Origin of the sequence: Azospirillum sp. INR13, assembly GCF_015390205.1 — a bacterium.
GTDB lineage: Bacteria > Pseudomonadota > Alphaproteobacteria > Azospirillales > Azospirillaceae > Azospirillum.
The window spans coordinates 22,501-49,471 of the sequence record NZ_VUOI01000018.1; the positions used below are offsets into that span (position 1 = coordinate 22,501).

At 67.9% G+C, this 26,971-nt stretch carries 18 protein-coding genes, 1 tRNA gene, 2 rRNA genes and 4 pseudogenes (1 of these 25 cut by a window edge); 18 read left to right on the forward strand and 7 right to left on the reverse strand.

The window, feature by feature from the left end:
- The 3 genes from F1643_RS14040 to F1643_RS14050 form a co-directional block, all read left to right on the forward strand.
- Positions 1 to 888 (forward strand): 23S ribosomal RNA (locus F1643_RS14040) (it extends 1,873 nt beyond the left edge of the window).
- A 144-nt stretch (positions 889 to 1,032) separates the two neighbouring features.
- Positions 1,033 to 1,148 (forward strand): 5S ribosomal RNA (gene rrf / locus F1643_RS14045).
- A gap of 81 nt (positions 1,149 to 1,229) precedes the next feature.
- Positions 1,230 to 1,306: transfer RNA gene (locus F1643_RS14050), tRNA-Met, on the forward strand.
- A 251-nt stretch (positions 1,307 to 1,557) separates the two neighbouring features.
- On the opposite strand, the gene F1643_RS14055 is transcribed toward F1643_RS14050, so the two are convergent.
- From F1643_RS14055 to F1643_RS14065, 3 genes are all read right to left on the reverse strand, one after another.
- Positions 1,558 to 3,765 carry an ATP-dependent RecD-like DNA helicase gene (locus tag F1643_RS14055; RefSeq protein WP_194913803.1) on the reverse strand — a complete coding sequence of 736 codons (2,208 nt, stop codon included), beginning with the start codon at positions 3,763 to 3,765 and terminating at the stop codon, positions 1,558 to 1,560.
- A gap of 196 nt (positions 3,766 to 3,961) precedes the next feature.
- Positions 3,962 to 4,165 carry a hypothetical protein gene (locus tag F1643_RS14060; protein WP_194913804.1) on the reverse strand — a complete coding sequence of 68 codons (204 nt, stop codon included), beginning with the start codon at positions 4,163 to 4,165 and terminating at the stop codon, positions 3,962 to 3,964.
- On the reverse strand, positions 4,165 to 4,983 hold the full coding sequence (locus tag F1643_RS14065; protein WP_206692492.1) for a DUF123 domain-containing protein: 819 nt from the start codon (positions 4,981 to 4,983) through the stop codon (positions 4,165 to 4,167). The genes F1643_RS14060 and F1643_RS14065 overlap by 1 nt, the downstream gene beginning before the upstream one ends.
- A gap of 375 nt (positions 4,984 to 5,358) precedes the next feature.
- Here F1643_RS14065 and F1643_RS24875 point away from each other — a divergent pair.
- The 6 genes and pseudogenes from F1643_RS24875 to F1643_RS14090 all read left to right on the forward strand — a co-directional run.
- Positions 5,359 to 5,634: pseudogene (locus F1643_RS24875) on the forward strand (DUF6878 family protein); the annotation flags it as partial.
- Positions 5,558 to 5,863 carry a DUF6878 family protein gene (locus tag F1643_RS24880; protein ID WP_370540614.1) on the forward strand — a complete coding sequence of 102 codons (306 nt, stop codon included), beginning with the start codon at positions 5,558 to 5,560 and terminating at the stop codon, positions 5,861 to 5,863. The pseudogene F1643_RS24875 and the gene F1643_RS24880, both read left to right, overlap by 77 nt.
- Before the next feature lie 11 nt (positions 5,864 to 5,874).
- The gene (locus F1643_RS14075) at positions 5,875 to 6,234 is read left to right on the forward strand and encodes a hypothetical protein (RefSeq protein ID WP_194913805.1); all 360 of its coding nucleotides are present in this window, start codon (positions 5,875 to 5,877) and stop codon (positions 6,232 to 6,234) included.
- 179 nt (positions 6,235 to 6,413) lie between these two features.
- Positions 6,414 to 7,361 (forward strand): ArdC family protein, encoded by a 948-nt coding sequence (locus F1643_RS14080; RefSeq protein ID WP_194913806.1) that lies wholly within the window; start codon positions 6,414 to 6,416, stop codon positions 7,359 to 7,361.
- On the forward strand, positions 7,361 to 8,305 hold the full coding sequence (locus F1643_RS14085; RefSeq protein WP_194913807.1) for a hypothetical protein: 945 nt from the start codon (positions 7,361 to 7,363) through the stop codon (positions 8,303 to 8,305). The genes F1643_RS14080 and F1643_RS14085 overlap by 1 nt, the downstream gene beginning before the upstream one ends.
- Before the next feature lie 82 nt (positions 8,306 to 8,387).
- Complete coding sequence (locus F1643_RS14090) at positions 8,388 to 8,615, forward strand: hypothetical protein (protein WP_194913808.1); 228 nt, start codon at positions 8,388 to 8,390, stop codon at positions 8,613 to 8,615.
- Between the two features lie 12 nt (positions 8,616 to 8,627).
- On the opposite strand, the gene F1643_RS14095 is transcribed toward F1643_RS14090, so the two are convergent.
- Positions 8,628 to 8,816, reverse strand: coding sequence for a hypothetical protein (locus F1643_RS14095; protein WP_194913809.1), 189 nt, complete (start codon positions 8,814 to 8,816; stop codon positions 8,628 to 8,630).
- A 208-nt stretch (positions 8,817 to 9,024) separates the two neighbouring features.
- Between F1643_RS14095 and F1643_RS14100 the strand changes: the two genes are divergently transcribed.
- The 6 genes and pseudogenes from F1643_RS14100 to F1643_RS14125 all read left to right on the forward strand — a co-directional run bounded on the left by F1643_RS14100 (position 9,025) and on the right by F1643_RS14125 (position 18,640).
- A complete protein-coding gene (locus F1643_RS14100; protein WP_194913810.1) occupies positions 9,025 to 11,142 on the forward strand; it encodes a ParB/Srx family N-terminal domain-containing protein in 2,118 nt (705 codons plus the stop codon).
- Positions 11,143 to 11,203: 61 nt separating this feature from the next.
- Positions 11,204 to 11,593, forward strand: coding sequence for a hypothetical protein (locus F1643_RS14105; protein ID WP_194913812.1), 390 nt, complete (start codon positions 11,204 to 11,206; stop codon positions 11,591 to 11,593).
- Positions 11,594 to 11,665: 72 nt separating this feature from the next.
- Positions 11,666 to 11,896, forward strand: a complete 231-nt coding sequence (locus F1643_RS14110; RefSeq protein WP_194913813.1) for a DUF6117 family protein — start codon at positions 11,666 to 11,668, stop codon at positions 11,894 to 11,896.
- 91 nt (positions 11,897 to 11,987) lie between these two features.
- Positions 11,988 to 16,363 (forward strand): annotated as a pseudogene (locus tag F1643_RS14115) (strawberry notch-like NTP hydrolase domain-containing protein).
- Between the two features lie 13 nt (positions 16,364 to 16,376).
- Positions 16,377 to 17,404: pseudogene (locus F1643_RS14120) on the forward strand (toprim domain-containing protein).
- Positions 17,405 to 17,704: 300 nt separating this feature from the next.
- Positions 17,705 to 18,640, forward strand: a pseudogene (locus F1643_RS14125) (DUF2493 domain-containing protein).
- Positions 18,641 to 18,874: 234 nt separating this feature from the next.
- Here the strand turns inward: F1643_RS14125 and F1643_RS14130 are convergent.
- The 3 genes from F1643_RS14130 to F1643_RS14140 form a co-directional block, all read right to left on the reverse strand.
- Positions 18,875 to 19,399, reverse strand: coding sequence for a hypothetical protein (locus tag F1643_RS14130; RefSeq protein ID WP_194913814.1), 525 nt, complete (start codon positions 19,397 to 19,399; stop codon positions 18,875 to 18,877).
- The gene (locus F1643_RS14135; protein WP_194913816.1) at positions 19,386 to 19,718 is read right to left on the reverse strand and encodes a hypothetical protein; all 333 of its coding nucleotides are present in this window, start codon (positions 19,716 to 19,718) and stop codon (positions 19,386 to 19,388) included. The genes F1643_RS14130 and F1643_RS14135 overlap by 14 nt, the downstream gene beginning before the upstream one ends.
- 121 nt (positions 19,719 to 19,839) lie before the next feature.
- Positions 19,840 to 20,463 (reverse strand): arsenic resistance protein, encoded by a 624-nt coding sequence (locus F1643_RS14140; protein WP_370540611.1) that lies wholly within the window; start codon positions 20,461 to 20,463, stop codon positions 19,840 to 19,842.
- A 478-nt stretch (positions 20,464 to 20,941) separates the two neighbouring features.
- Between F1643_RS14140 and F1643_RS14145 the strand changes: the two genes are divergently transcribed.
- The 3 genes from F1643_RS14145 to F1643_RS14155 are packed head-to-tail and all read left to right on the forward strand — an operon-like array spanning position 20,942 to position 26,952.
- On the forward strand, positions 20,942 to 22,510 hold the full coding sequence (locus tag F1643_RS14145) for an ATP-binding protein (RefSeq protein ID WP_194913819.1): 1,569 nt from the start codon (positions 20,942 to 20,944) through the stop codon (positions 22,508 to 22,510).
- On the forward strand, positions 22,444 to 24,558 hold the full coding sequence (locus tag F1643_RS14150) for a hypothetical protein (protein ID WP_194913820.1): 2,115 nt from the start codon (positions 22,444 to 22,446) through the stop codon (positions 24,556 to 24,558). The genes F1643_RS14145 and F1643_RS14150 overlap by 67 nt, the downstream gene beginning before the upstream one ends.
- A 54-nt stretch (positions 24,559 to 24,612) precedes the next feature.
- Positions 24,613 to 26,952 (forward strand): hypothetical protein, encoded by a 2,340-nt coding sequence (locus F1643_RS14155; protein WP_194913822.1) that lies wholly within the window; start codon positions 24,613 to 24,615, stop codon positions 26,950 to 26,952.
- Positions 26,953 to 26,971 lie beyond the last annotated feature (19 nt).

The window sequence follows — 26,971 nt, forward strand, 5'->3', positions numbered from 1 at the left end:
CACCAACTCAGCGAAATTGAACTCTCCGTGAAGATGCGGAGTTCCCGCGGTCAGACGGAAAGACCCCGTGCACCTTTACTACAGCTTTGCAGTGGTGCTAGGGACTTCATGTGTAGGATAGGTGGGAGGCTTGGAAGCCCGGGCGCCAGCCCGGGTGGAGCCAACCTTGAAATACCACCCTTGAAGTCTCTGGCATCTAACCGTGGCCCGTGATCCGGGTCCGGGACCCTGCATGGCGGGTAGTTTGACTGGGGCGGTCGCCTCCCAAAGTGTAACGGAGGCGCGCGATGGTGGGCTCAGAGCGGTCGGAAATCGCTCGTCGAGTGCAATGGCATAAGCCCGCCTGACTGCAAGACTGACAAGTCGAGCAGAGACGAAAGTCGGCCATAGTGATCCGGTGGCTCCACGTGGACGGGCCATCGCTCAACGGATAAAAGGTACGCCGGGGATAACAGGCTGATGACTCCCAAGAGTCCATATCGACGGAGTCGTTTGGCACCTCGATGTCGGCTCATCACATCCTGGGGCTGGAGCAGGTCCCAAGGGTTCGGCTGTTCGCCGATTAAAGTGGTACGTGAGCTGGGTTTAGAACGTCGTGAGACAGTTCGGTCCCTATCTGCCGTGGGTGTCGGAGTTTTGCGAGGATCTGTCCCTAGTACGAGAGGACCGGGATGGACATACCTCTGGTGCACCGGTTGTCACGCCAGTGGCATGGCCGGGTAGCTAAGTATGGACGGGATAACCGCTGAAAGCATCTAAGCGGGAAACCCACCTCTAAACCAGAGCTCCCTTGAGAGCCGTGACAGACCATCACGTCGATAGGAGGCATGTGGACGGGCAGCAATGCCTGAAGCTAAGCCTTACTAATCGCTCGATCGGCTTGATCTCGACACCACAAACCGCGCCATGCGCAGCAGCAAGCCTGCTTGGAAAGGCCCTGCTTGACGCAACGCCGCCGGTTCGATACATCCTCAATCACTTGCACTGAACAGCGATACGCTTCGGAACAGCGTCGGTCTTGAGCCTTGGTGACCTGGTGGTCATGGCGAGGTGTCAAACACCCGATCCCATCCCGAACTCGGCCGTGAAAAGCCTCCGCGCCAATGGTACTGCGTCTTAAGACGTGGGAGAGTAGGTCGCCGCCAGGTCACTCAGGCTCAAGAGACGTCAAACCGAAGCTCAAATCGCCGGCATCGTCACGACATCCATCACCCTATATGAGAGACATCCGCGGGGTGGAGCAGCCCGGTAGCTCGTCAGGCTCATAACCTGAAGGCCGCAGGTTCAAATCCTGCCCCCGCAACCACTTCCAAGCCCTTGAAAACTAACGGTTTTCAAGGGCTTTTCCATGTCCGCGAAAAGCCCTCTCGCGCCCGTCCGTGGCAGCGTCGTGGAAGCACCAGGGCGGAAACTCCCGGATAGATTCGGCGGCCAGAGTTGCGCCATTGCGATGGCTGGCACGTAGATACTGCATACCTTGAGGGGTGAAATTGCCCCTGGAAAGGGCGAGGCCGGTGGGGCGGGGGCTCTCGCCGAACCGTGGCGGCGGGGACTGCGTCAGCGATTCGCCAGCCAGTCGCGCAGCTTCGACCAGCGCCGCCCCTCGTCCGAGGTCCGCACCGCGAGCGCCAGCGCCCGCTTCTGGCCGACCAGCACCACCAGCCGCTTGCCCCGCGTGATCCCGGTGTAGATCAGGTTCCGCCGCAGCATCATGTAGTGCGTCATCGCCACCGGAATCACGACGGCGGGATACTCGGAGCCCTGCGCCTTGTGGATCGTCGTGGCGTAGGCCAGTGTCACCTGGTCCAGCTCGCCGAACGGGTAGGGGACGAGGCGGCCGTCGAACTCGATGGCCAGTTCCCCCTCCTCGGCGTCCAGCCCGACGATGGTGCCGATGTCCCCGTTGTAGACCTCCTTCTCGTAGTCGTTCTCGGTCTGCATCACCTTGTCGCCCACCCGGTAGGTCCAGCCGAACTTCTCGACGGACGGCTTCGACGCGTCGCCGTTCAGCGCCTCCTGAAGCGCGAGGTTCAGCCCGCGGGCGCCGAGCACGCCGCGCTGCATCGGCGCCAGCACCTGCACGTCGCGCACCGCGTCCAGACCGAAGCGGCGGGGGATGCGCTCGCGCACGATCTCCACCACCTTGTGGGCGCCGTCCTCCGGATCATCGGCGGCGACGAAGTAGAAGTCGCTGCCGCCCTCCGCCGGCACCTCCAGGTCGGGCATGCGCCCGGCGTTCACCCGGTGAGCGTTGATGACGATGCGGCTTTCCGCCGCCTGCCGGAAGATCTCGCTCAGCCGCGCCACCGGAACGGCACCGGAGCCGATGACGTCGGCCAGCACCTGCCCGGCGCCGACCGAGGGCAACTGGTCGACGTCGCCGACCAGCAGCAGCGCGGCTTGCCAGGGCAGGGCGCGCAGCAGCGCCGCCATCAAGGGGACGTCGACCATCGAGGTCTCGTCCACCACCAGCAGGTCGCACTCCAGCGGGGCCTCGGCACCGCGCCGGAAACCGCCGTTGGCCGGGTCGGTCTCCAGCAGCCGGTGGACGGTCTTGGCCTCCAGGCCGGTGGTCTCCGACAGCCGCTTGGCTGCCCGCCCGGTCGGCGCGCACAGCGCCACGCGCACACCCTTGGCGGTGAGGATCGTCAGGATCGAGCGCACCAGGGTGGTCTTGCCGACGCCGGGGCCGCCGGTCACCACCAGCACCTTGGAGGCCAGCGCCCTGGCCACCGCCTCCTTCTGGCTGGCCGCCAAGGCGATCCCAAGCTTCCCCTCCGCCCAGGGAATCGCCTTGCCGGCGTCGATCACCCCCCAGGAGGGGGCACCGTCGGCCAGGGCTGTCAGCCGGTCGGCGATCTCGCGTTCGGCGTGCCACAGGTGCATCAGGAAGATGCAGCGCCGCTCCTTCACCGTGTCGGCGACCACGCTGCTCTCGGTGATCTCCAGCCGCACCGCCTCGGCCAGCGTCGGCTGCGGGATGTCGAGCAACTCTTCGGCCAGCTTGAGCAGCTCATCCTCCGGCAGGCCGCAGTGGCCGTTGGACACCGCCTCCAGCAGGGCGTAGGAGACGCCGGCCCGCGCCCGGATCATTGAATCCTTGGGAATGCCCAGCCGTTCGGCGATGGTGTCGGCGGTGCGGAAGCCGATGCCGCGGATGTCGCGGGCCAGCCGGTAGGGGTTCTCGGTCACCAGCGGGATGGCGTCGGCGCCGTAGGTCTTGAAGATGCGCACGGCGCGCGAGGTGCCGACGCCGTGGCTCTGCAGGAAGACCATGATCTCCCGCACGATCTTCTGCTCGGCCCAGGCACGGGTGATCTTGGCGATGCGCTTCGGCCCGATGCCGGGCACCTCGATCAGGCGCTGCGGCTGGGTCTCGATGATGTCGAAGACCTGTTCGCCGAAGGTGCGGGCCAGCTTCCTGCCGTAGACCGGGCCGATGCCCTTGATCAGGCCGGAGCCGAGGTACTTCTCGATGCCCTCCAGGGTGGTTGGCGGGGCGGCGCGCAGGAAGGCGGCGCGGAACTGCGGGCCGTGCTCGCGGTGCTGCTCCCAGCGGCCCGACGCCTGGATGTATTCGCCGGGGGAGACGGAGGCGGCGTGCCCGACCAGGGTGACGAGATCCTTGTGGCCGCGCACCTTGACCCGCAGCACGCAGTAGCCGTTCTCGGGGTTGTGGTAGGTGACGCGCTCCACCAGCCCGGACAGCGGCTCGCGGTCCTCGGCGGCAGAACGGGTCGAATCGGAGAGCGGCGGCTTCGGCATGGCCCTTGAGCATGGAGCAGCGGCGATGTGCTGTCACCCGGTCCCGACCGCGAGGCACGCGGAGCTTCACCATGGTCTCCCCTGAGGTGGGGAAGACGATCCGGCACAAGCTCCGCTTCTTCAGCGGGGTGCCGGCTGTCCAGGTGCCCTGATCGGCTCAGCGTTTGCGGTGTGAACAGCGCCGTGCTCACCCTTTTCACAGTCGTCTGAACAGGGTCGGATCGGTGAGCGCGGAGACCGCAATCAGCCGGCGGTCCCCACCGTTCGGTGCCGCGGACACGAACGCGTGCGGTGGCCGACCGGGACGGTTGTCCAGAGCCATCACGATGAACACCCGTGACGGCTGGCCGACCTTGGTGAACTGGTCGCCGATCGAGACGCCTGCCGGACGCCCGAACATCAGCGGTCCTCCAGCCGGCGCGCGAGCTCGTCGATGAGGTGACCATAGCGCTCCGGCGGGAGATGCCGCGGGCTGGCCGCCATGGCCCGCAGCGCGGCGTAACCCGCCGCGGTGAAATGGGCGCGGGGAAACCCCCGATCCGTTTCGGCGATCGTCACCAGCTCGCGCTCCAGCAGGCTCTGGACGATGGCCGGGAGCTTCGGTTCGCCTCTCCGCGGGCCGGTCGCCCACCGTTTCAGGAGGATGCCGTCCGCCAGCCGCGGCGGTTCCGACCAGCGGCTCATGAACGCGCGGCGGATCAGGTCGCGTTCGGCGGCGGTGAAGTCCACGGTATCGGTCATGGCCGCGACCGATAGCACCCGGGCGACGTCCGGTCCAGCGGCGGTCGGGGAAACATCGGGTGCGCCGAAGGGCAGCGCGACGCCATCGGGCCACGCCAGGAGATGGCTCCGGCAAACGGTGCAGTCGCTGCTGCCGAACCCCGGGATCGGGACCGGCAGGGCGGCGAGGCGTGCGACCAGCGCGCATTCGTCGCCGGCGGGAAAAACCCAGCAGCCGGTCACGGTACCCGCTGTGGTCAGGCGGTCGATGTGCCAGCGAACGCTCTTGTCCCGGCGCATGTGACGGCCAACGCGGGCACGCAGTCCACCCGGGCCGCGGGCGCTGCCGCAGTACAGGTACCGCCCCGGCGGCAGAATGGCCTTGGCCCGGCCGGGCAGGGCGACGTCCATCGCCTCCGCCAGCCTGACGAGCAGAACATAGGCGCCGGCGACGGAAGGGACCGCTTCCGCTGTGCGGTGGAACTGGGAAGCCTGCATGGACATCATCACCGCCACTTCAGCGTGGCTGCCGTGAGGCGTCAACGGGAGACCGCCGGTTTCGCCCTTGATCGGAAGGCCGCGTCCGCGATGACTTTCTTCGTCTCCAGCTTCACCGACCGGGTGCGCTGCATTCGGCCGGTCCTCCGGATGGGCCGGGCCCGCCCCCTTCCTCCCGGTATCGATCCCGTCACCGACGGCTGAGGGTTCTCCCGCTCCATACCACGAACGGCCCGGCGTCAGAGCCGGGCCTTTGTCTGGCCGTCCGTCCTGCCGGAAGGCGTGGGACGGGGAGGGAGAGGGCCGAGGCGGTGTTTGCGACGGGCTTGGGGGCTGGGAGACAGGCTTCCGGCCGGCCTGTCGCGGAGACCGGACATGTGCGCTTCCAACCACGACGAGACCATCGGCGGGGTGCCCGCCGCACCACCGGCCGAAGCCGAGCCGGCCTTGTGGCAGGCCCGGGCCGAGGCGCACGGCCGCCTCGCCACCGAGGCCCGCACCCTCAACAAGGACGCCGTCCTGGCGGCGCTGGCCGCGGCGGGGCTCTCCATCGTCACCGTCACCTTCGACGGCTATGGCGATTCCGGCCAGATCGAGGCCATCCACGCCCAGGCCGGCAAAACCGAGATGCCGCTACCCGACGGCACCGCCGAGATCGTCACCCCCGCTCTGGGACGGCTCGGCCCTGGAGCGGCGGCCCCTGCCGCTGGGCGAGGCCGTCGAGGCGCTGACCTACGACCTGCTCACCGCCACCCACGACGGCTGGGAAGACGGCGACGGCGCGTTCGGCGTCCTCGTCCTCGACGTTTCCGGGCGGGCGGTCCGCCTGGAATACAACGAGCGCTATACCGCCAGCGACTACTACGAGCATGACTTCTAAGGGAGGCCGCCATGGCACACGCGTATCATCATGCCCTGTCGTCGGCACGCACCTGGGGAGGGACGGCGGACGAGTACATGGCCCTGCACCAGTGGATCGACGGCTCGAAAGCCATAACCGCTGATTTCCGCCACCGGGCCCTGCGCCATCACGCCGAGGGCATCTTCCTGCTGGAGACGCTGTACGGCGTCACGCTGACGCTGTCCACCGGCCGCGTCGTGCCGGTGCGGCTGATCGGGGAGCAACACGTCCGCGAGGACCTCGGCTTCATCCCCGGCTTTGCCGACTGGGTGCGCTGCATCCGGCCGGAACCCTGGATGGGGCGGGCCCAGCCCCTGCACCACGGCGTCGATCCTGGCGACGGCGGCTGACGGCCTGCCCCCTTTCCATCTCGAACGGCCCGGCATCAACGCCGGGCCATTTTTTGTTTGGCCATCCTGTCGGCCGGCAGGAGGCGGGCGCACCAAGAGGGAGAGGGCCGAGGCGGTGTTCGCGACGGGCTTGAGGGCTGGAGGACAGGCTTCCGGCCAGCCCGTCGCGGAGACCCGCCATGCCCGACACCGCGCCAACCGGCCGCTCCGGTTCCGACCGGACCAGCCTCTACGCCGAGATCACCGCCCGCATCATCGCCGAGCTGGAAGCCGGCCGGCTGCCCTGGGTGCAGCCTTGGGGAACCCCGGCCGCCGCCGCCCCGCTCGGCCTGCCGCGCAACGCCGCCACCGAACGCGCCTACACCGGCGTGAACGTGCTCATCCTGTGGGGCGCCGTCGTCGCCCGCGGCTTCTCCGGCCAGAATTGGCTGACGTTCCGTCAGTCCCTGGCTCTGGGCGGCCACGTCCGCAAGGGCGAGCGCGGTACCACCGTCGTCTACGCCGACCGCTTCATCCCCGACGACGAACGCCGCCGCGCGCGGGACGCCGGGGACGAGCCCCAGGCAGTCCCCTTCCTGAAGCGCTTCACGGTCTTCAATTGCGACCAATGCGAGGGCCTGCCCGAGGGCATCGCCGTGGCGCCGCCGCCGATCCCGGAGGGACTGATCCTGCCACGGGCCGAGGCGCTGATCCGGGCCAGCGGCATCAAGTTCCGCATCGGCGGCACCCGGGCCTTCTACAGCCCCCAGCACGACTACGTGCAGGTGCCGCCTCCGCAGGCCTTCTTCGAGCCCGTGAACTGGCACAGAACGGCTCTCCATGAGCTGAGTCACAGCAGTGGCCACTCGGAAAGGTTGAATAGGGATCTGTCCGGGTCCTTCGGCTCCCGCAAGTACGCCTTCGAGGAGCTCATTGCCGAAATTTCGGCCGCCTTTCTCTGCGCGGCGCTCGGCATCGTCCCCACCGTCCGCCACGCCGATTACCTTGGGGCGTGGTTGGACGTCCTTCGCGCGGACAATCATGCCATCGTCCGCGCCGCCAGCCAAGCCAGCAAGGCGGCCGACTATCTCCTCGGCTTCCTGCCCGAAACCGTCCCCGTGGCCGGTGACGAGCGGGAGACCGTGTGATGGGCGCGCTCTCCTCATGGTGCCCGCCGCCTGAGCCGGCGGCGGAGGCAATCCGGCTGCGCGTCCTCAGCCTCGGCGCTGGTGTCCAGTCCACCACCCTGGCCCTGATGTCGGCGCACGGCGCCGTCGGCCCGATGCCCCACTGCGCCGTCTTCGCCGACACCGGTTGGGAGCCGCAGGCGGTCTATCGCCACCTCGCCTGGCTGATGGCACCGGGCGTGCTGCCCTTTCCGGTCCACGTCGTCTCGGCCGGCGACCTCCGGGCCGACCTTCAGGCCGGGGTGCGGGGACAACGCCGGGCGTCCATCCCCGCCTACACCCGCACCGTCATCCCGCCCGGGACCGTGGTCCCGCTCGTCGGCGAGGACGGCCAGGGCGGGACGGTCGTCGTCGGCACGCGCGTCCTGCCGGCCGGCCGCGTCACCATCGGCATGATCCGCAGACAGTGCACCGGCGACTACAAGGTGGTGCCGATCCGCCGCAAGGTGCGCGAACTGGCCGGGATCGCCGGCCGGCGCTCGCCCAAGACCCCGGTGGTGGAGGCGTGGCTGGGGATTTCGCTGGACGAGGCGGCGCGCATGAAGCCGTCGGTCGAGGGCTGGCAGGTCAACCGCTGGCCGCTGGTCGAGCGGCGGATGACGCGGCGCGACTGCCTGCTCTGGCTGGCCCGGCACGGCTATCCGGAGCCGCCCCGCAGCGCATGCATCGGCTGCCCCTTCCACTCCGACGCCCACTGGCGGCGGCTGCGCGACGGCGATCCCGACGCCTGGGCCGACGCGGTCGCGGTGGACCGGGCCATCCGCACCGGTTTTCGCGGCATCCGCGGCGAGGTCTATCTCCACCGCTCGGCCGTGCCGCTCGACGAGGCGGACCTGGCGACCGATGCCGACCGCGGCCAGCTCGATCTCTGGCCCAACGAATGCGAGGGCCTGTGCGGTGTGTAGCTCCTGGTTCCGAAGGGAACGAGGACCGTCCGAAGCCGGCCCTGCCTCCCTTCCCGACGCAGCCCTTGCCGGAGGATGTGTGATGACCCCTGTGAAACAACCGGCCGCGTCCTGTTTCATGGTCGAGGTCGTGTTCTCGAACGCCGGTGCGGTGTACGGGATTGAGACCTACCCGGTCGAAGCGGCCGACCGCGCCGAGGCGCGCGGGATCGCCCTGCGGCGATCGGAAGACAGCCCCTACGACGACGCCCGCATCCCCGATCGTCGGCGCACGGCGCGGGTGAGGCGGTCCGTCATGACGGCGCGGTGACGGACCGGGCGTTCAGGCGGGTGGCCTCCCGGACGCCTCCGGGGAGCGGCACCACGAGGCGATGGTGCGCACCACCCGCAGGGCCTCGGCGTTGTCGTCGATGCACACGTGGCGCCGCAGTTCCGCCACCGCCGACCATTCGCCGCGTTCGTCGTAGGCCCGGCGCACCGCCGCGGCCATCACCTCGTCCACCACAAACACAAAACCCTCTCCGAACGCGCGGCTGCCTTGGACGGGATGATGCGCGTGGCGGTGCCCTCCCGGCAAGCGGCCGTTCGGGCAGGAAAGAGAGCGCCGGCCGCTTGCGGAACCGTGCCGCAGGGAAGAGGGAAAGGAGGGCGGACATCGGGGTGACGGATGAGGAGGTTGGGAGAAAGGCTCCCGGCCGTCCGTCGCGGAGAAGTTCGATATGGCCACGCCCAAGATCGTCCTCAACACCTCGCGCGACATCCCCTTCAACAAGCTGGTGCTGTCCCAGGCCAACGTCCGCAAGGTCAAGGCCGGCGTCTCCATCGAGGAGCTCGCCGAGGACATCGCGCGGCGCACCCTGCTGCACAGCCTCGCCGTCCGCCCGGTGCTCGACGCCGAGGGGGTCGAGACCGGCGTCTTCGAGGTGCCGGTCGGCGGCCGCCGCTTCCGGGCGCTGGAGCTGCTGGTCAAGCAGAAGCGGATGAGCAAGACGCAGCCGGTGCCCTGCGTCGTGCGCACGGCCGGCCTTGCCGAGGAGGACTCGTTGGCCGAGAACGTCCAGCGGGCACCCTTGCACCCGCTCGACCAGTTCCGCGCCTTCCACACCCTGCGCGAGGCGGGGCTGGGCGAGGAGGAGATCGCCGCCCGCTTCTTTGTCGCCCCCGGCGTGGTGAAGCAGCGCCTCAAGCTGGCCGCCGTCGCGCCGGCCCTGCTCGACGCCTACGCCGAGGACCGCATGACGTTGGAGCAATTGATGGCCTTCACCGTCAGTGGCGACCACGTCCGTCAGGAGCAGGTGTGGGAGGCGCTGTCGCGCGCCTACAGCCGCGAGCCCTACCAGATCCGCCGGCTCCTCACCGAAGGCGCGGTGCGGGCGTCGGACAAGCGGGCGCTGTTCGTCGGCGTCGAGGCCTACGAGACGGCCGGCGGGGCGGTGATGCGCGACCTGTTCCAGCACGACGACGGCGGCTGGCTGCAGGACCCGGCGCTGCTCGACCGGCTGGTCGCCGAGAAGCTGGAGGCCGAGGCCGCCACGGTGCGGGCGGAGGGCTGGACGTGGGTGGAGGTGGCGCTGGCCTTCCCCTACGGGCACAGCCGGGGGCTGCGCCGTCTGGTTGGCGAGCCGGTACCGCTGAGCGAGGCGGAGCAGGCGACCTACGACGCGCTGCACGCCGAGTACGAGCGGCTGGAGGGGAGCGAGCCGGCGGAAGCGGAGGAGCTGGATCGGGTGGCGCACCGCCTCGCCGAGATCAATGTGGAGCTGCGGGCGCTGGAGGAGCGGCCGCTGGTCTACGAGACCGCCGAGGTGGCGCGGGCCGGGGTGTTCGTCAGCGTCGACGTCGAGGGCCAGCTCCAGGTCGACCGTGGCTACGTGCGGCCGGAGGACGAGGCGCCGGTCGAGCCGGTGGCTCCGGCCGGTGGCGAGGAGACGTCCGCCGTCCCGGCCGGTGGCGGGCCGGTGGCCGCCCAGCCCGCCGCGATCGCCGGCGGTGCCAGCGTGTCGGCCCCGGTGCCGGTCACCGAGTCGGCCACCGCGGAGGAGGACGAGGGGCTGCGGCCGCTGCCCGAGCGGCTGCTGATCGAGCTGAGCGTGCACCGCACGCTCGCTTTGCGCGACGCGCTGGCCAACGATCCCGACACCGCCTTCCTGGCGGTGCTGCACGCGCTGTGCCTGCGCACCTTCACCCAGCGCCCCGGCGCCTCCTGCCTGGAGCTGGAGCTGAAGAGCGCCGGCTTCGGGTTGCAGCCGCCCGACCTCGCCGCCAGCACCGCGGCCCGGGCGATCGACGCCCGCCAGCGCGCCTGGAGCACCCAGCTGCCGGGCGAACCGGCCGCCCTGTGGGAAATGCTGGTGGGGTTCGACGGCGACAGCCGGGCCGCCCTGTTCGCCCATTGCGTCTCCTTCGGCGTCAACGCGGTGCACGAACCGTGGAACCGGGCGCCGCAGCGCGCCGCCCACGCCGACCTGCTGGCCGCGGCGGTCGGTCTCGACATGGCGGCGGCCGGCTGGACGGCGACAGTGGACAGCTACCTCGGCCGGGTACCGAAGGCGCGCATCCTGGAGGCGGTGCGCGAGGCGCGTGGTCCGGAGGCGGCGCAGCTGATCGACCACCTGCGCAAGCCGGACATGGCCAAGGAGGCCGAGCGGCTGCTGGCCGGCAGCGGCTGGCTGCCCGAGCCGCTGCGCCGGCCGCTGGAGCCGGCGGCCGACGGCGATGCCGGCGCGGAGGGCGATGCGGAGGGCGGCGACGCCTCCCTGCCGGCCTTCCTGACCGGCAACGGGGAGAGCCCGGACGGTGGGGACGATGCGGACCGTACCGAGGCGGCCGCCGCGTGACCCGGAAGCTGCGGAGCGGCTCCGGCCGCTCCGCCTCCGTCCTCGTTTCTGGAGGTTCGTCATGACCGAGCCCTTCGTCACCCTGGTCGTGCGTCTGCCGGCCGCCGCTCTCGCTGGCGGCGCCCCGGTCCTCGTGATCACCACCGAGGCCGTCGTCATCGTGATGCCAGCCCACGGTGAATCCGCCCTTCCGGATCGGGGGATGCAGCGGGAGCATGTCCTGCTGCACCTGGCCGAGGAGAACGTCCGGGAGGAAATCCGTACCGTGATCGAGACCGACAACACGCTGACCCGGCTGGCGCCGGAGATGGTCGGCGACGCCGACATCCATGCCGCCTGCCGGGCCGTGGCTTTGAGCGCCGACTTCAGCGAGGAGCATGGCGCCGCGCGGTTCCGGGCGGCGCTGGCCGCCATCCGTGCGGCCGAACGCCGCCTTGGCTGCCTCGCATGATCCGTACCCCTCACCTTGTCCCTTGTCGAGCCCGGCCGCCGCGCCGGGCTCCTGTCTTCTGGGAGAACCGCCATGCCGATCCCTGACTTCGTGAAGGCGAATTTCGAGACGCTGCTGCGCGCCGCGGCGGCCGGCGATCTGGCGTTGGTGCAGGGCACCGACGCCCGCACCGGCGAGACCCGTTTCATTCTGTGCGCTGTCGCGCAACGCGGTGGCGAGGTGGTGCTCACCCCCTTCGGGCATCTGGCCGACGGGAACGCATTTGAGCTTTACGACCCGCCGTTCGATCCCGGCGGCGGGTAGAGGGCGAGGAGGGCGGGGGCGGGGTGAGCCGGAGCGGATCGAGAGAGCGTCCGCCGGCCGCTGGTCTCCCCGCTCTCCCGGACCCTCCGCCATGACCCTGACCGCCGACCTCCGAACCGATGCTGCCGCCCCCTGTTCCCCGCCCCCGGTGGACACCGCGGCGGCCCTGCTCGCCACCGCGGAGCGGCTGCTGCCCGGCCTCGAACGCGGCCGGGCCATCGACGCCGGCACGCTGCGCGCCGCGATGACCGCGGCGTTCGGCGGTTCCGACGCCGAGGGCGTGTGGAGCTGGAAGCTGGCCTACGACGCCGGCGAAGCGGCGCAGGTGCTGTTCCTGCGCCGCTTCGGTCCGGCCATGCAGGCACGCGCCGCCAGCCCGGCGGCGTTCCTGGCCATGCTGGAGCGGGTGGCGATGCTGCTGCCCAGCCAGACCCGCCGCTCCGAGGAGAGCCAAGCGCGACAGCAGTTCTCCACCCCGCTGCCGCTGGCCGGCGTGGTGGCCGCCGCCGCCGCGCTCACCCCGGCCGACCGCGTGCTGGAGCCCTCGGCTGGCACCGGCCTGCTCGCCGTCTTCGCCGAACAGGCGGGGGCACCTCTTGTCCTCAACGAACTGGCGGAAGCCCGCGCCGCCCTGCTGGAGGGCCTGTTCCCCGGCGTCCCGGTGACCCGCTTCGACGCCGCCGCCATCCACGACCATCTCGATGCCGCGGTCCGGCCGACGGCGGTGCTGATGAACCCGCCCTTCTCGGCGCTGGCGGCGGTGGACGGCCGGGTGGCCGACGCCGCTGTCCGCCACCTCGCCTCGGCCCTGGCCCGGCTGGCCGAGGGCGGGCGCCTCGTCGCCGTCACCGGCGCCGGGCTGGCGCCCGGGCATCCAGCGTGGCGCGACGCCTTCGTTCGCTTGCAGGAGCGGGGCCGTGTCGTCTTCTCCGCCGCCATCGACGGCCGGGTCTACGCCCGCCACGGCACCACGGTGGACACCCGGCTGACGGTCATCGACCGTGTGCCTGCCGACGACCCGGCGGTCTTCCCGGCCTCGCCGGGCATGGCCCCGGATGCCGCCACGCTGCTGGACTGGGTCCGGCGCGGCGTGCCGCCGCGTGCTTCCGTTTCCGCGTCGGCAGCGGCTCCGTTGCCGGTGCTGGCCCGCGCCACGGTGGCACGGCCCGTGCGCCGGGCGGCGGCTGTGCCGACGGTGTGCACGCCAGCGTCCGGCCCGGTGGTCGCCGAGTTGGAATACGAGCCGCGCGACTGGACACCGGAGGCGGGCGCCCGCCTCACCGCCGTGCTCTACGAACCCTACGCGCTGCAATCCATCGCCATCCCCGGCGCCCAGCCGCACCCGACGCCGCTGGTCCAGTCCGCCGCCATGGCCGCGGTCGCCCCGCCCAAGCCCCGCTACCGCCCGCACCTGCCCGCCACCCTGGTCACCGGCGGCGTCCTCTCCGACGCCCAGCTGGAAAGCGTCATCCTGGCCGGCGAGGCGCACGCCGGTCATCTCGCCGGCGCCTGGACGGTGGACGAGACCTTCGACGTCGTCTCGGCCGCGCCGGACGATGCCGCGGACGCGGTGCGCTTCCGCCGTGGCTGGTTCCTCGGCGACGGCACCGGCGCCGGCAAGGGCCGGCAGGTCGCCGGCATCCTGCTCGACAACTGGCTCAAGGGCCGCCAGCGGGCGCTGTGGATTTCCAAGTCCGACACCCTGATCGAGGACGCCCGGCGCGACTGGTCCGCCCTCGGCCAGGAGCCTCTGCTGGTGACCCCGCTGTCCCGCTTCCGCCCCGGCGTGCCGATCGCCCTGGAGCGCGGCATCGTCTTCACCACCTACGCCACCCTGCGCGGCGACGGCAGCGAGGGCGCTGCGCCGCGCGTCCAGCAGATCGTCGACTGGCTGGGCCGGGAGTTCGACGGGGTGATCGTCTTCGACGAATCCCACGCCCTGCGCAACGCCGGCGGCACCGCCGGCTTCGGCCGCGAGGGCAGTGCTGCCGTCCCTTCCCAGCAGGGCCGGGCCGGCCTGCGCCTCCAGCACGCCCTGCCGGACGCCCGCGTGCTCTACGTCTCGGCCACCGGCGCCACCACCGTGCACAACCTCGCCTACGCCCAGCGCCTCGGCCTGTGGGGTGGGGCGGACTTCCCCTTCGCCACCCGCGCCGAGTTCGTCCAGGCCATCGAGGCCGGCGGGGTCGCCGCCATGGAGGTGCTGGCCCGCGACCTCAAGGCTCTCGGTCTCTACGCCGCCCGCTCGCTCTCCTTCGAAGGGGTCCGTTACGAGATGGTCGAGCACCGGCTGACACCGGGACAGGTGGCGATCTACGACGCCTACGCCGCTGCTTTTCAAGTGATTCATACCAACTTGACCGCGGCGCTGGAAGCCGCCAACGTCACCGGGGCTGGCGGCACCCTGAACCGCGCCGCCAAGGCCGCCGCCCGCTCGGCGTTCGAGGGTGCCAAGCCAAAGATTTTTCAACCATCTGATCTCGGCGATGAAAACGCCGACCGTGCTCAAGTCCATCGAGCGCGACCTTGCCACCGGCTATGCCGTGGTGGTGCAGCTCGTCTCCACCGGCGAAGCATTGATGGAACGCCGCCTGTCTGACATCCCCACCGAGGAGTGGGACGATTTGTCGATTGACGTCACGCCGCGCGAACTCGTCCTCGAGTACCTCGTCCACTCCTTCCCGGTGCAGCTGCACGAACCCTTCACCGACGCCGACGGCAATCTGTCATCGCGCCCGGTGTGGCGCGACGGCCAGCCGGTGCCGTGCCGCGAGGCGGTCGAGCGGCGCGCCCGCATGATCGAGCGGCTGGCGGCGCTGGAGCCGGTGCCGGGGGGCGCTCGACCAGATCGTCCAGCGCTTCGGCGCCGCCATGGTCGCCGAGGTTACCGGCCGCTCGCGGCGCATCGTGCGCAAGACCGATCCCGGCGGGGACGAGCGGCTGGTGGTGGAGAGCCGCCCCGGCTCGGCCAACCTCGCCGAGACCCGGGCCTTCCTCGATGACGAGAAGCGCATCCTGGTCTTCTCCGATGCCGGCGGCACCGGCCGCAGCTACCACGCCGATCTCGGCGCCAAGAACCAACGGCTGCGGGTGCATTACCTGCTGGAGGCCGGATGGAAGGCCGACGCCGCCATCCAGGGGCTGGGCCGCTCCAACCGCACCAACCAGGCGCAGCCGCCGCTGTTCCGTCCGGTCGCCACCGACGTGCGGGCGGAGAAGCGCTTCCTCTCGACCATCGCCCGCCGGCTCGACACGCTGGGCGCCATCACCCGCGGCCAGCGCCAGACCGGCGGGCAGGGCCTGTTCCGCGCCGACGACAATCTGGAATCCGTCTACGCCCATGCCGCCCTGCGCCAGCTCTACGGCCTGCTGCACGCCGGCAAGGTCGAGGGTTGTTCGCTGGGCGCGTTCGAGGCGGCGACCGGCTTGGCGCTGTGTGACCGCGACGGCGGCCTGCGTGAGGAGCTGCCGCCGATCACCACCTTCCTCAACCGGCTGCTGGCCCTGACCATCGGCTTGCAGAACACGCTGTTCACCGTGTTCGAGCAGTTGCTTGCCGCGAAGATCGAGGGGGCCATCGCCTCGGGCACCTACGACCGCGGCGTCGAGACGCTGGTGGCCGACAGTTTCACGGTGACGAACCGGCGAACGCTTTACACCCACGCGGCGACCGGAGCGGAGACCCGGCTGTTCATGCTCGCCCGGCGCGACCGGAACCAGCCGCTGGGCCTGGAGGAGGCGCTGGAGAAAGGGACCGGACCGCAGGCGCGGCTGCTGGTGAATGCCCGCTCGGGCCGGGCGGCGGTGGCGGTGCCCGCCGCCGGGCTGATGCTGGACGACGGCACGGTGGAGCGCCGGGTGCGGCTGCTGCGGCCGATGGAGCGCCTGACCGTAATGGTGGCCGAGCTGGCGCAGAGCCACTGGCGCCCAGCCGAGCCGGAGGCCTTCGCCGCCGCCTGGGAAACGGAGGTCGCCGTGGTGCCGGAGTTCTCGACCAGCACCCTGCATCTGGTGACCGGGCTGCTGCTGCCGGTGTGGCGGCATCTGCCGGACACGAACCTGCGGGTGGTGCGGTTGCAGACCGACGACGGCGAACGGGTCATCGGCCGGGTGGTGGCGCCGGACGCCCTGGCCGAGGTCGAGCGCAATTTCGGTGCCGGCGCCGGTGCCGTGCCGGTGCCGTCGGCGGAGCAGGCCTGGGCCTCGGTGCTGGAGGGGCGGGCGGTGCTGCATCTGGCCGACGGGCTGCGGCTGCGCCGGGTCACGGTGATGGGCACTCACCGGATCGAGCTGTCCGGCTTCAGCGAAGGGATGGTGGAGCGGCTGAAGGCGCTGGGGCTGATGTCCGAGATCATCGCCTGGACGTTGCGTCTGTTCGTGCCGGTGGGCGAGCGCGGGCCGGCGGTGTTCGCCGCCCTGCTGGCCCGCCACCCGCTGCTCCGTGTTGTCGGCCGGACGGGGCCGTGAAGGGGCCGGCGCCATGTCCGTTGCGTCGGAGATGGCGCAGCGCCTCGCGCGGGAGGCCGAGGCGGTGTGCCGCCATTACCTGCCGCATGGGCGGCGGGAAGGACGTTACTGGCGGGTCGGTGACGTCCACGGCACGCCGGGGGAGAGCCTCTACGTCCGGCTGCATGGGGGTGCTATCGGCAGATGGGCCGACGCTGCCACCGGCGAGCACGGTGACCTGCTCGACCTCATCGGGCTCAACCGCGGTCTCGATCGGCTGGCCGCGGTGCTCGACGAGGCCCGTGTCTTCCTCGGTTTCGTCGCGGGCGCCGCCGGAGCCGCGGTGGGAGCCTCCAGCCCCCATCGGATCGCCGGAGGCCGCCCGCCGCCTGTTCGCCCGCTCCCGGCCGCTCGCCGGCACGTTGGCCGAAGCGTATCTGCGCAACCGCGGCATTCCGGATGTCCGGAAATACGGCTCCCTGCGCTTCCAGCCGCGCTGCTGGTACCGCGACGCCGATGACCGGCTCGCCCAAGGCCCGGCGCTGATCGCTGCCGTCACCGGTCTGGATGGCGGCCTCACCGGCGTGCAGCGCACCTGGCTCGACCCGTCCGGCCGCGGCAAGGCGGCGATGCCGTCACCGCGCCGGGCGCTGGGCCAGCTGCTCGGCAATGGCGTCCGCTTCGGCACGGCCCGCGACGTCCTGGCGGCGGGGGAGGGCGTCGAGACCATGCTGGCGCTGCGCACCGTCCTGCCGGCCGTGCCCATGGTCGCCGCACTGTCGGCCGGCCACCTCGCCGCCCTGTGCCTGCCGCCGATGCTGCGCCGCCTCTACATCGCCCGCGACAACGACGCCGCCGGACGCTCGGGCGGCGGAGCGCCTGGGGAACCGCGCCGAGGCCCTCGGCATCGAGGCGCTGGTCCTGGCACCGGTGCTGGGCGACCTCAACGACGATTTGCTGGCGCACGGCATTGCGGCGTTGCGGGCGCATCTGCGGACCCAGCTCGCCCCGGAGGATGTGGCGCGCTTCTGGATGGGCGGCGGCTGGCGGTGGGGAGCCTGAGCCTCGGCGGACGGTCGCCGGTCGGAGCGGGCGGATGCAGGTCCCGCCGGCGGGAGGCCGCGGCCCCGGCCTTCCAGCGGGCGATCGGGCGGCCGCCGGGCCGGCTCCGCAACGGCGGGGAGCAACTTTCTTCCCCGGCCGGCCAAGCCGGCCTTCCTCGCGGGACAAGAAAGCCGCCCCCCGCCGTCCTCCGCTGGCGCTGCGGCCCAAGAGGGTGCGGACCCGCCCCGCCCGCCGCTGGGGGATCGCCACGAAGGCCGCGACGGGCGCGGCCGATCCTCCAGCCGAAGGGCAGCCGCCATGATCACCGACACCGATGCCGCCGGGCTCCGCCACGCCTCCTCCCCCACCGACCACGCCCTGACCGAACTCCAGCTCTACGGCCACCGGCCCTTCGAGGACGATCCCGATCCCCGTCCGCTGCCCGACGAGACCGCCATCCGCGCCGCGCTGGCCGACGTCTTCGACGCCCTGGTCTCCACCCTGCAGGACACCCGCCTGGAACCCGACTTGGCCGACCTGCTGTGGTCCACCGTCAACCTGTTCCACCGCGCCGCCGACCGCGTGCAGCGCGAGCTCGACGACAACGAGGACGCCCAGAAGCGCAGCCAGCGCGAGCAGGACGGCTCGGAGATCCGCTCGGTCGAACTGGAACGGCTGCTGGCCGAGGGGCTGACCTTGATCGAGCGCCGCACCGCCATGGAGGCCTTCCGCGACCACGCCGCCGAGCTGTTCGAGGTCCACACCGGCTCAGGCTGGCGACCGCGTGCCGGTTCGCTGGTCAGCCACCGCACCCTGACCGCCGCGCTGATCGACAGCCGCGACTTCCTCGCCGCCAAGCGGCGGGCCGAGACCGAGCCGCTGCTGCCCGGCGGGTCCCCGCATCGCCCTTCACCGGCGGGGTGGAGTGCAACGACCACCACCGCATCTGGGCGGTGCTCGACAAGGTGCGCGCCAAGCACCCCCGACATGGTGCTGCTGCACGGCGGCAGCCCGAAAGGGGCCGAGCGGATCGCCGCCTGCTGGGCCGAGCACCGCAAGGTGGTGCAGGTGCTGTTCCGCCCCGACTGGGCTCGCCACGCCAAGGCCGCCCCGTTCAAGCGCAACGACCGCCTGCTGGAGGCGCTGCCGATCGGCATCGTTGCCTTCCCCGGCTCGGGCATCGCGGCAAACCTCGCCGACAAGGCCCGGCGCCTGGGCATTCCGGTCTGGCGCTTCGGCGACGGCGGCGCCTGAGCGCCGCCAATCCGGCGATCCGCACTGGCGGATCGCCGACTTTCCGTAAATCCGTTGTCCTGGACAATCCGGATCGGCGGCTATGCGCCGATGGTGTTGAAAAGCCGGGTTCCGGTACCCGGTCTGCTCGAGCCCCCGTCGGCGTTGCGCTGAGCCTCCTCAAGGCCGCTCCGCCGACAGAGGCCGAAGCGGCGTTGTTAGGCTGCAGCTGCTCCGCGCGCTCCTGCATGCGTGCTACGGCCCCGGAAATCGAGTCGATGTCGGGAGCGAACAGATGGGGCATTGCGTCGAGCAGCCCGCGGCAATTCGAACAACCGGTTCCGCGCAAGATGATCGAGCGCCAGCGTCCGGGCGGGACCGTGTGACCAAGCGATCGTACCGGCCAGCGTCGGGAAATGGGTTTTCCTTTTCGATCCCGCGGATCCAAAGCCATGGATCCAGGCGCGTGATCCCGCCATCGGTGACGTGCCACAACGGCTTGTAGTCCCGGGCGAAGGTCACGGTGGAACCATCCTTGAGCGTCCAGTAGCCATAAGGCAACCACAGGCGGCTCGGAGCGAAATCCTCCAGCGGCACCCTCGGGGTCACGACCTCGAAATCGGCGCATATGCCGTAGCCCGTATCGTAGAAGAGGTGCGTGGGTCGTCCCATCGATTTCAGATAGGCCGGGGTTCTGTTCGAGCCGGGTGCCTTCACCCGGACGATGGTGCCAGCCTTGCCGCGCCCGGGCGGACCGAAGAACCGATCACGCCAAATCATGGGTGCGGAGCCTGAGGGCGTCGTCGAGTGTCAAATCGCCCAGCAGGCGGGACTTGGACAGCGCATACTGCACGTCGCCATGATCGGCCGCCAACCTGTCTGCGACCGAGAAGATGATGCACTTGGCCTGCTCGAGATTTATCCGCGTGGCAGGCACCGGGCTGACCAGCGTGGACGAGACCATATCGTGCCAGTCGCGGTAACCGATCGCGCCTGCGACCGCCTCCTGTGCAGCTGACAGTTTCACATGGTGCGCGTGGCGGGCGAGCAGCTTTGCGGCCGCCTTGGGCCGGTTGAGATTGGAGAAAAAGAGTCGCATGTGAACCACTCCGGCGGTGCTTGAAGAGGCGTGTCCACTAGGCCCGCGCGCACCTGGAAGGGTCCGGGTCGCGATCATACTCCTGCCCTCGGGCTGTGCCAATGTGGACGGCATGGCCGGATCAGCCGTACGCAGGATGACGGACTTCTCGACGCGGTTCAACTTTTACAAGCCCGAACGGGTCAACGAGTGCCTCGTACGAGTCCCGCGTCGCGGTGACGATTCGCACGACGGACAGTATGACTGCCACCTTGACCAGCACCTCGACGACCGTAGTCAGAGCTGTGCCTGAGTGCAGGCCGAAGAGGCTGACCGCCGCCGCCACAGCCAGTTCAAAGAAGTTGGACGCGCCGATGAGTGCCCCCGGCACCGCGACGCACCAGACAACCCCCAGCCGGCACGACAGCCAGTAGGCCAGCCCGGCGTTCAAGTAGACCTGGATCAGGATCGGCACCGCCAGCAGCAGGATGACCAGCGGTTGCGCCAGCACCTGTTCTTCCTGGAAGCCGAACATCAGCACTAACATTGCCAGCAGCGCTACCAGCGGTACTGGCTGGCGCCTCGTCAGGATCCCCTTCAGGACGGTCCTGTCGCCCGCCGCCAGTGGGCCGCGCCGCCATAGCTGCGCCACCACCACCGGGACGACGATGTAAAGAGCACCACCGAGGAGCAACGGCGTGTCCCACGGCACGGTGATCGACGCCACTCCAGCAGCAGCCCGACGATGGGGGAAGGCGAACACCATGATAAGGAGGCGCTGCTCTCTTTCTACTGAGACGCGAAAGTGGTACGGTACCGGCCGCGGTTAAGGTGGTTAGTGACGGGCGGCGGACATGACGGACGGCATAGGGGAGGTTCCGCCAAGCGCGACGGTTCCGCAGACGCGCGAACTCGCCCGCCTATCCTTTCAGGAGACCATTCAGTCCCTTCTGGCTGGATGCACCTTAAAGCTGGCAACGGCGATGACTTTTCCATTGGTGAGTCCGCGCGGAAGATTCTTGCCTTTTATGCTCCACCGGCTCGACGTCTCTTGTGGGAGAAGGAAGCGAAGCAGGGATCGAAGAAAGAGGCACTGGAGCTTCTTGATGCGCTCAAAGCTCCACTGACTCATACGGACGCACCTGCGCTATCCGGCAGTGCTGCTGTGGTCGAATGGCACCTCGTCCGAGTGGTTATCAATCAGTTTTGGAGGACTGCACCGCCATTGTGATTCGGCGGGCAACGTGCCGGAGCCGATCGTCATTGACCTAGGCCAGCCCATCAATCTGCTGCGCGGTCGCAACGCGGCTGGAAAGAGCCAGTTCGCCCGCGCGCTCACCTGGGGGCTGACGGGCATATTCCGCGTGCGCAGGCTGAACCCGAGCCCGCGAGGCATTGACCAACACCTACACCCTGCCGCCGCGGACAGTTCAGGTAGGCGCGACAGTGTGTCGTTGCCGGTAATCGTGCCATTTCCAGAAGGGAGTGATCTCGCCTGCCGGTCCGACGGCAAGCCCCTGCTCGCCACCTCCGTTACCATGACGTTCGAGGCCACCGACGGCACGGCTCGTGTTTGCCTGCGACGCACGCTGGCGGCGGAGAAAAAGGGATTCTCCTGTCCTCTGGAGGTGATCGATCCTGCTGGTAGCGTGCGACCAGTGGCCTCGGTGCACGAGGTGCTTGGCGTGTCGGAGATCGCAGTTGAGGCTGCGGCGCTCACCATGGCCCGCCTGCCGGTGCTGCAGCTGGATAGCCCTAACGCGCTGACACGGGGCATCGCCGTCCTAACGGGACTCCATCCCCTGAAAATCCTGGGAGAACGGCTGAAGACCACTGTCCGACGTTACGTCAAGACTGAGATTCCAAAGGACACGAGCAAGACGCTGAAGGAGATTGAGGGGGCCTTCCAGAAGAAGGTGGATCTTATCTCTCAGCAGTTTCGTCTGGGCGAGGCGCTGCCGGCTGAGGTGCTTCCCGCGCCTCCAGCGGCGGCCGACGAAGGCGCCGCCTGCGCGGCTGGCCTGACCGCGCTCGCCGCCGAGCTGAATCGCCGTGACACGGCGATGCGTGAGGCCATTCGCGCGGCCACCGGCCTGGACGTCGAGGCAGCTGACCTAAAGGTTTTGCGGAAGAAGATCGATGCCGCCCGCCAAGCGCTCCACCCGGACAATCTTTCCCGGCTAGCGGAGTTCACCACGATCGAGCGCATGCGGACGCTATCCTCCGCCGACCTTGACTCCGCTGAGGCGCTGCTGGCCAACGCCCAGGTGCTGGCTAAAGCATTCGCCCGGTTGGACGCGGACAAGCGGCAAGCAGCGCGGCGGCGCCTCTACACCGCCATTGACCAGTGGCGCCACGCCAACAACGTAGAAGCCTCCTGGCCGCCGGATTGCTGCCCAGTGTGTGCCTCGGACCTTTCCGGCAGGATAGACGGCGTTCTCGGCAAACCCGTACGCGACGCGTTGACGGAGGCCGAACGGGACGAGGCGGCCTTGAATCTGGATGCTGATGACTGGAACCGCCGAGCGCGCCAAGATCTTCACGAGGCTTTGCCCCTCGCGGTTAGGCAGGCGTTGGACGCGCAGACCGGCACCGCGCCATCGGATCTGTTTCGCACCGCCTACACCACTGCGGCCGCGCGAACTGCTGGGCTGACCGGCGACCTTGCGCCACTCGCAGCCGAACTTGAGGCGGAGGTCGCACGGTCGCCGCGGCGCTCCCTGCCGATCCTGAACCGGTCTCGCTGGTGCTGCCGGACAACTTGCGCGGGTGCGCGTTCGAAGCTATGGCGAACCGGTTGCTTCAACTGGTGACTCAGGCGCGTTGGTGTCACGCAGCAACAGCCGACCTCACGCGCATCTGCGCCGCCCTGTTCGCAGAGCTTGGCGAGGATGGCGACTTAGCCACAGCCGGCATTATGACCCGGCGGCTGGCCGCTATTGACCAAGCGCTGATCAGCGCCGACCCGCTGGAGGCAGCCAAGGCGGCGCTGAGGGACCTGAAATCGCTGAAGGATGGGTGGGATGCCGGCCGGTTGACGCTTAGGCTCGCCACGCAGGCCGTCCCTGCGGTGGATGAACTAGCTAAGCTGGACGGTGTGGTGTCGGCACAGGTTGATGCTCTGCTGAGCGCGCTCGACGGCCGCACGGTAGCATGGACGGATCGCTTCTACCTGCCGACCTCCAGCACTGCACCAGCGCTGCGCGGCACGCGAATCAAAGATGGCTCCCTGCACCTGCCTGCCGAGCGCGGTGGGGTGGAGGGCGAGGGGCGCGAGCTGCTGAACGGCTCTCGCCTGCGCACCCATCTGTTTGCCTTCGCGCTCGCCTTGGCCGAACAGATCCGGCGGCGCGACGGTGGCCTGTCGCTGCTGCTATTAGATGATCCGCAGACATTGTTCGATGAGACGAACCAGCGTCAGCTTGCCAAAGGGCTAGGAACTCTGCCGGGCGACGGTTTCCGCCCTTTGGTCGTCACATTCGACCACCACTTCGCGGCCAGCTTGTTCCGCCAAGTACTCCGCCCTGACATGATCACATACTTGGAGATCACACCACGCTCGACCGGGCGGGATCGTGTGCGCATCGCTCGCCACCGCCTGCACATCGACCGTGAGCGAGAGATGTGGCGGGCTGAAGACCACGACCCGGTCCGGCTTGTGGCTTTCTGCACGGAGGCGCGGCGGACCTTGGAATGCGCGTTCCGCGACCTAATCTGGCCGAGTAGCACCGCTGTGACTGGCGACGAGACGCTGCAGCCGCTACGTGAAAAGCTGCGCGCTCTGACGCACCGCGCTGACGTGTATGCTGAGAAGCCGTTCAAGGATCTAGTGGGGCACGCAGCTTTTGATGACCCCATGTTCCGCAATGGAATTAATTGGGCAGCCCACTTCCCGTCGGAGCAGGTGGTCTTCGCCCATGCCGAACGGGTAGATGCCCACCTGGACGCGCTGCTGCGACTGATCGATGCTGGGCAGGCCCTTCTGGATCGCGCGTTGACCAATGCCCCACTGCCTGCTGTCGCGACGATAGTCCCGTTTCCCATTCGCCCATGTCCGGCGGCAAAGCTGTCAGAAATCGGGCGAGCTGCGGCGCAGGACGGCACTGCCGTAAATGGCGAGGCGGTGGAGGAGGCGAGCGGACCCGTGCGGTTGATACCAAGCCGCCATCGTCTGCTCGCGATTGGGCGTGGACTCGACTGGTTACCTGGCGTGCTGACCGCTGGAGACGTGATCGTCGTAGATGCTGACGAGAGACCGGAAAAGGGCCTTGCAGTTGTGTGGGACGGGGAGCGGCAAACACCATTCGTCGGCTGGCTCCAGCCCGGTCGAGGTGTGGAAAGCACGATCGTCCTGCATGGCACGCCCGTCCAGCGCATGGCCAAACGGAAGGGTTTTGCTCGGGTTTTTGACAAGGATCGGTGCACGGTACATGGGGTCGCTGGCATCCTGTTCGCCAAAGCGGCGGCACCTGCGAAGCCTCTTGATTTCCATGACGACGACACGCCATTTGCCGGCATGGAGGGGGCGGTATTGATCGACGCGGGCTGGAGCGCGGCGCCGGTGCTGCTGCCGGGACACCATGTCCTGGTCGGACCAGCATTAGGCAGGGTCGATTTGACTGATGCTTTGGCCGGCCGCGTCTTCGCCGTGCGTCTCGACAATGGTGACCAGATGGTAAAGCGTATAGGCAGCGCGCTGGACCGCGCAGGCGCGGCCCGGGTTCTGGAAAGCATCGGTGAGGAAGGGGATTCGCCGCCGGTGCGTCTAGCTGAAGGGACCGGCCCTGAATTTGCCCATCTGCCCGCGGTAGACGAAATGCGTCCAGTGCTTGGCTACTGGTTCGCCGCTGCCGGTTGGTAGCTGGCGGTTGCCGCTGCAGCCGGGCTGATGGAGTGAGGAACAGTGGAGCAAGGGATGGTTGACTCCGCAACAGATCTCGTTCTGACGAATCAGCAGCCAAAGCGTGTGGCCCACGGCCCTTGGTCCGATCTGGCACTGCATACGATTGGTTGGCGGGCGTTCCAGGATCTGTGCTCACAGGTCTGCGAGGTAGTTCTCGGTAGACCGGTGGAGATTTTTCGAGAAGCGCAAGATGGCGGCCAGGATGCGGTTTTTCTAATTCCAGCTAAAGACGTCGAAAGAGATGCTATCGGGAGTGTACAGTGCAAGCATAGTTCGGAGCCAGGGAAGACATTAAGGCTGTCTGATCTTACACCTGAGCTCGATCACGTCAGAGAACTCGTTCGTCTCGGGCAGGCCGATACCTATGTCTTTATGACAAATATGGGCGTCAATGCGCCTACAGCAATAGAAATTCGCCAGAAACTGCGCTCCATGGGCGTACGAAAAGCACATGTGCTCGGAAAACAGTATATTGTTCGCACAATTCGGAGCAGTCCGCGCCTTCGAGCTTTGGTACCTCAGATTTATGGTTTGGGTGATTTGACGTCAATACTTGATGAACGCCTCTCACAACAAAGCCGCGCGCTGCTCGATCACTGGATTCCGAAGCTGAAGGCTTACGTGCCAACCTGCGCCCATCGCTCGGCAGTGAAAGCGTTGTCAGAACACGGGATCGTTTTACTCCTTGGGAATCCTTCAAGCGGTAAATCAGCCATTGGGGCGATACTATCAACAATAGCCTCAGAAGACCCCAATCATACGGTCTTGGCTCTGACAAGTCCACGAGACTTCGAGGCGGGCTGGAATCCAAACGATCCGGGAAGGTTCTTCTGGATTGACGATGCTTTTGGGCCAAATGTGCTTCGAGAAGACTATGTTCAAGACTGGTCATCGGCATTTCGCAAGGTGCAGGCGGCAATCTCAAAGGGCAATCGGTTTCTTCTGACCTCCCGCAAGCACATCTATGAAGCAGCTAAGCGACGGCTTGGCCAGCGCAATCTTTCCGTATTCATTGATGGAAGTGCGCTCGTGGATGTCACCGAACTGTTGCCTGAGGAAAAATCGCAAATCCTATATAACCATATCAATTATGGTACTCAGAGTCAAAGCTGGAAGGCAGGCGTAAAGCCACATTTGCAAACAGTAGCCGCAGCCCCCGGATTTTTGCCAGGAATAGCCGAACGCCTTGGTAATCCTACCTTTACGAAGAGTTTGGCTATTCGCAGAGAAGCTCTGGTAAGGTTCATGAGTGAGCCACGCGAACACCTCATAGATACTATCAACGCCTTAGATGAGGTCTCCCAAGCAGCTCTTCAGCTGGTGTACGTTCATCAGGGAGCGTTCGACTCAGGCGCACCGGATCAGGCCGCAGCCCAGGCAGTCACGGACCTCACGGGTATCACGCTTCCGCGGATCCTCGACAGCTTCTCCGACCTAAAGGGTTCCTTCTTGCGGGGGCCGGCATCAGGCGACCGGGTCTGGTCGTTTGCTCACCCGACGATCGCGGACGCCCTAACGGAAATTCTACGGGGGAAGCCGCACATGATGGAGGCTCTACTCCGGGGCGCCACCATCGACACGATCCTAAGCAGCTTCGTTTGCGAAGGCTCTGCCTCGATTCGTGATGCTCTCACACTCCCTGCAACACTGAACGCTCTTCTTGTTACCCGACTACTGAATACGCCTGATGAGATTGGTCGCACTTGGTCGCTATTCTGGTTCTTAGCCTTTCGCGCGAGTGATGCTGTTTTTCGAAGCGTCGTCCAGGCTGATCCAACTATGCTCGAGCGGAGCAGCTGGAGCGGTAGCACGATCAAGTATGACCCAAGAATCAACGTCCACGCACGTGCCCATAGCGCCGGCTTGTTGAACGACTTGCTGAGGGAAGTGTCGGCGTCGAAGTTGGAGGAAGCGGCACAGATCAACTTCGACTTATCATACTTCGATAATCCGGAAATCATGAACTTGATCCCACCGATGCGCTTAGTCTCCCTTGGCATCAAATTGCGGACCTGCTCCCTTCTGAATACCGAGGAGCGGATCTCTGACCTTGCCGATGAGGCCGATCTCGATGCGGAACCAGATAGCCATTTCGACGTGATCTCTAGCGCGCTACAGACACTTGAAGGCCTAACCGACGATGAGGAAGCGGTACATCTAATCAGCTCCGCCCGACAAAGGATCAGCGACGAGATTGAGCGGCTGGCTGAGCGCAAAAGGGAACGTGAAAATGAAGACGAAGATGATGTTGATTGGACGCAGATTTCTACTGTATCGCAGAGAAAAGATCAGATTGGAACGCCTTTTGACAATATCAATGTCCGATCTATATTTGATGATGTTGATCAATAAATGAATCACACATTCATTT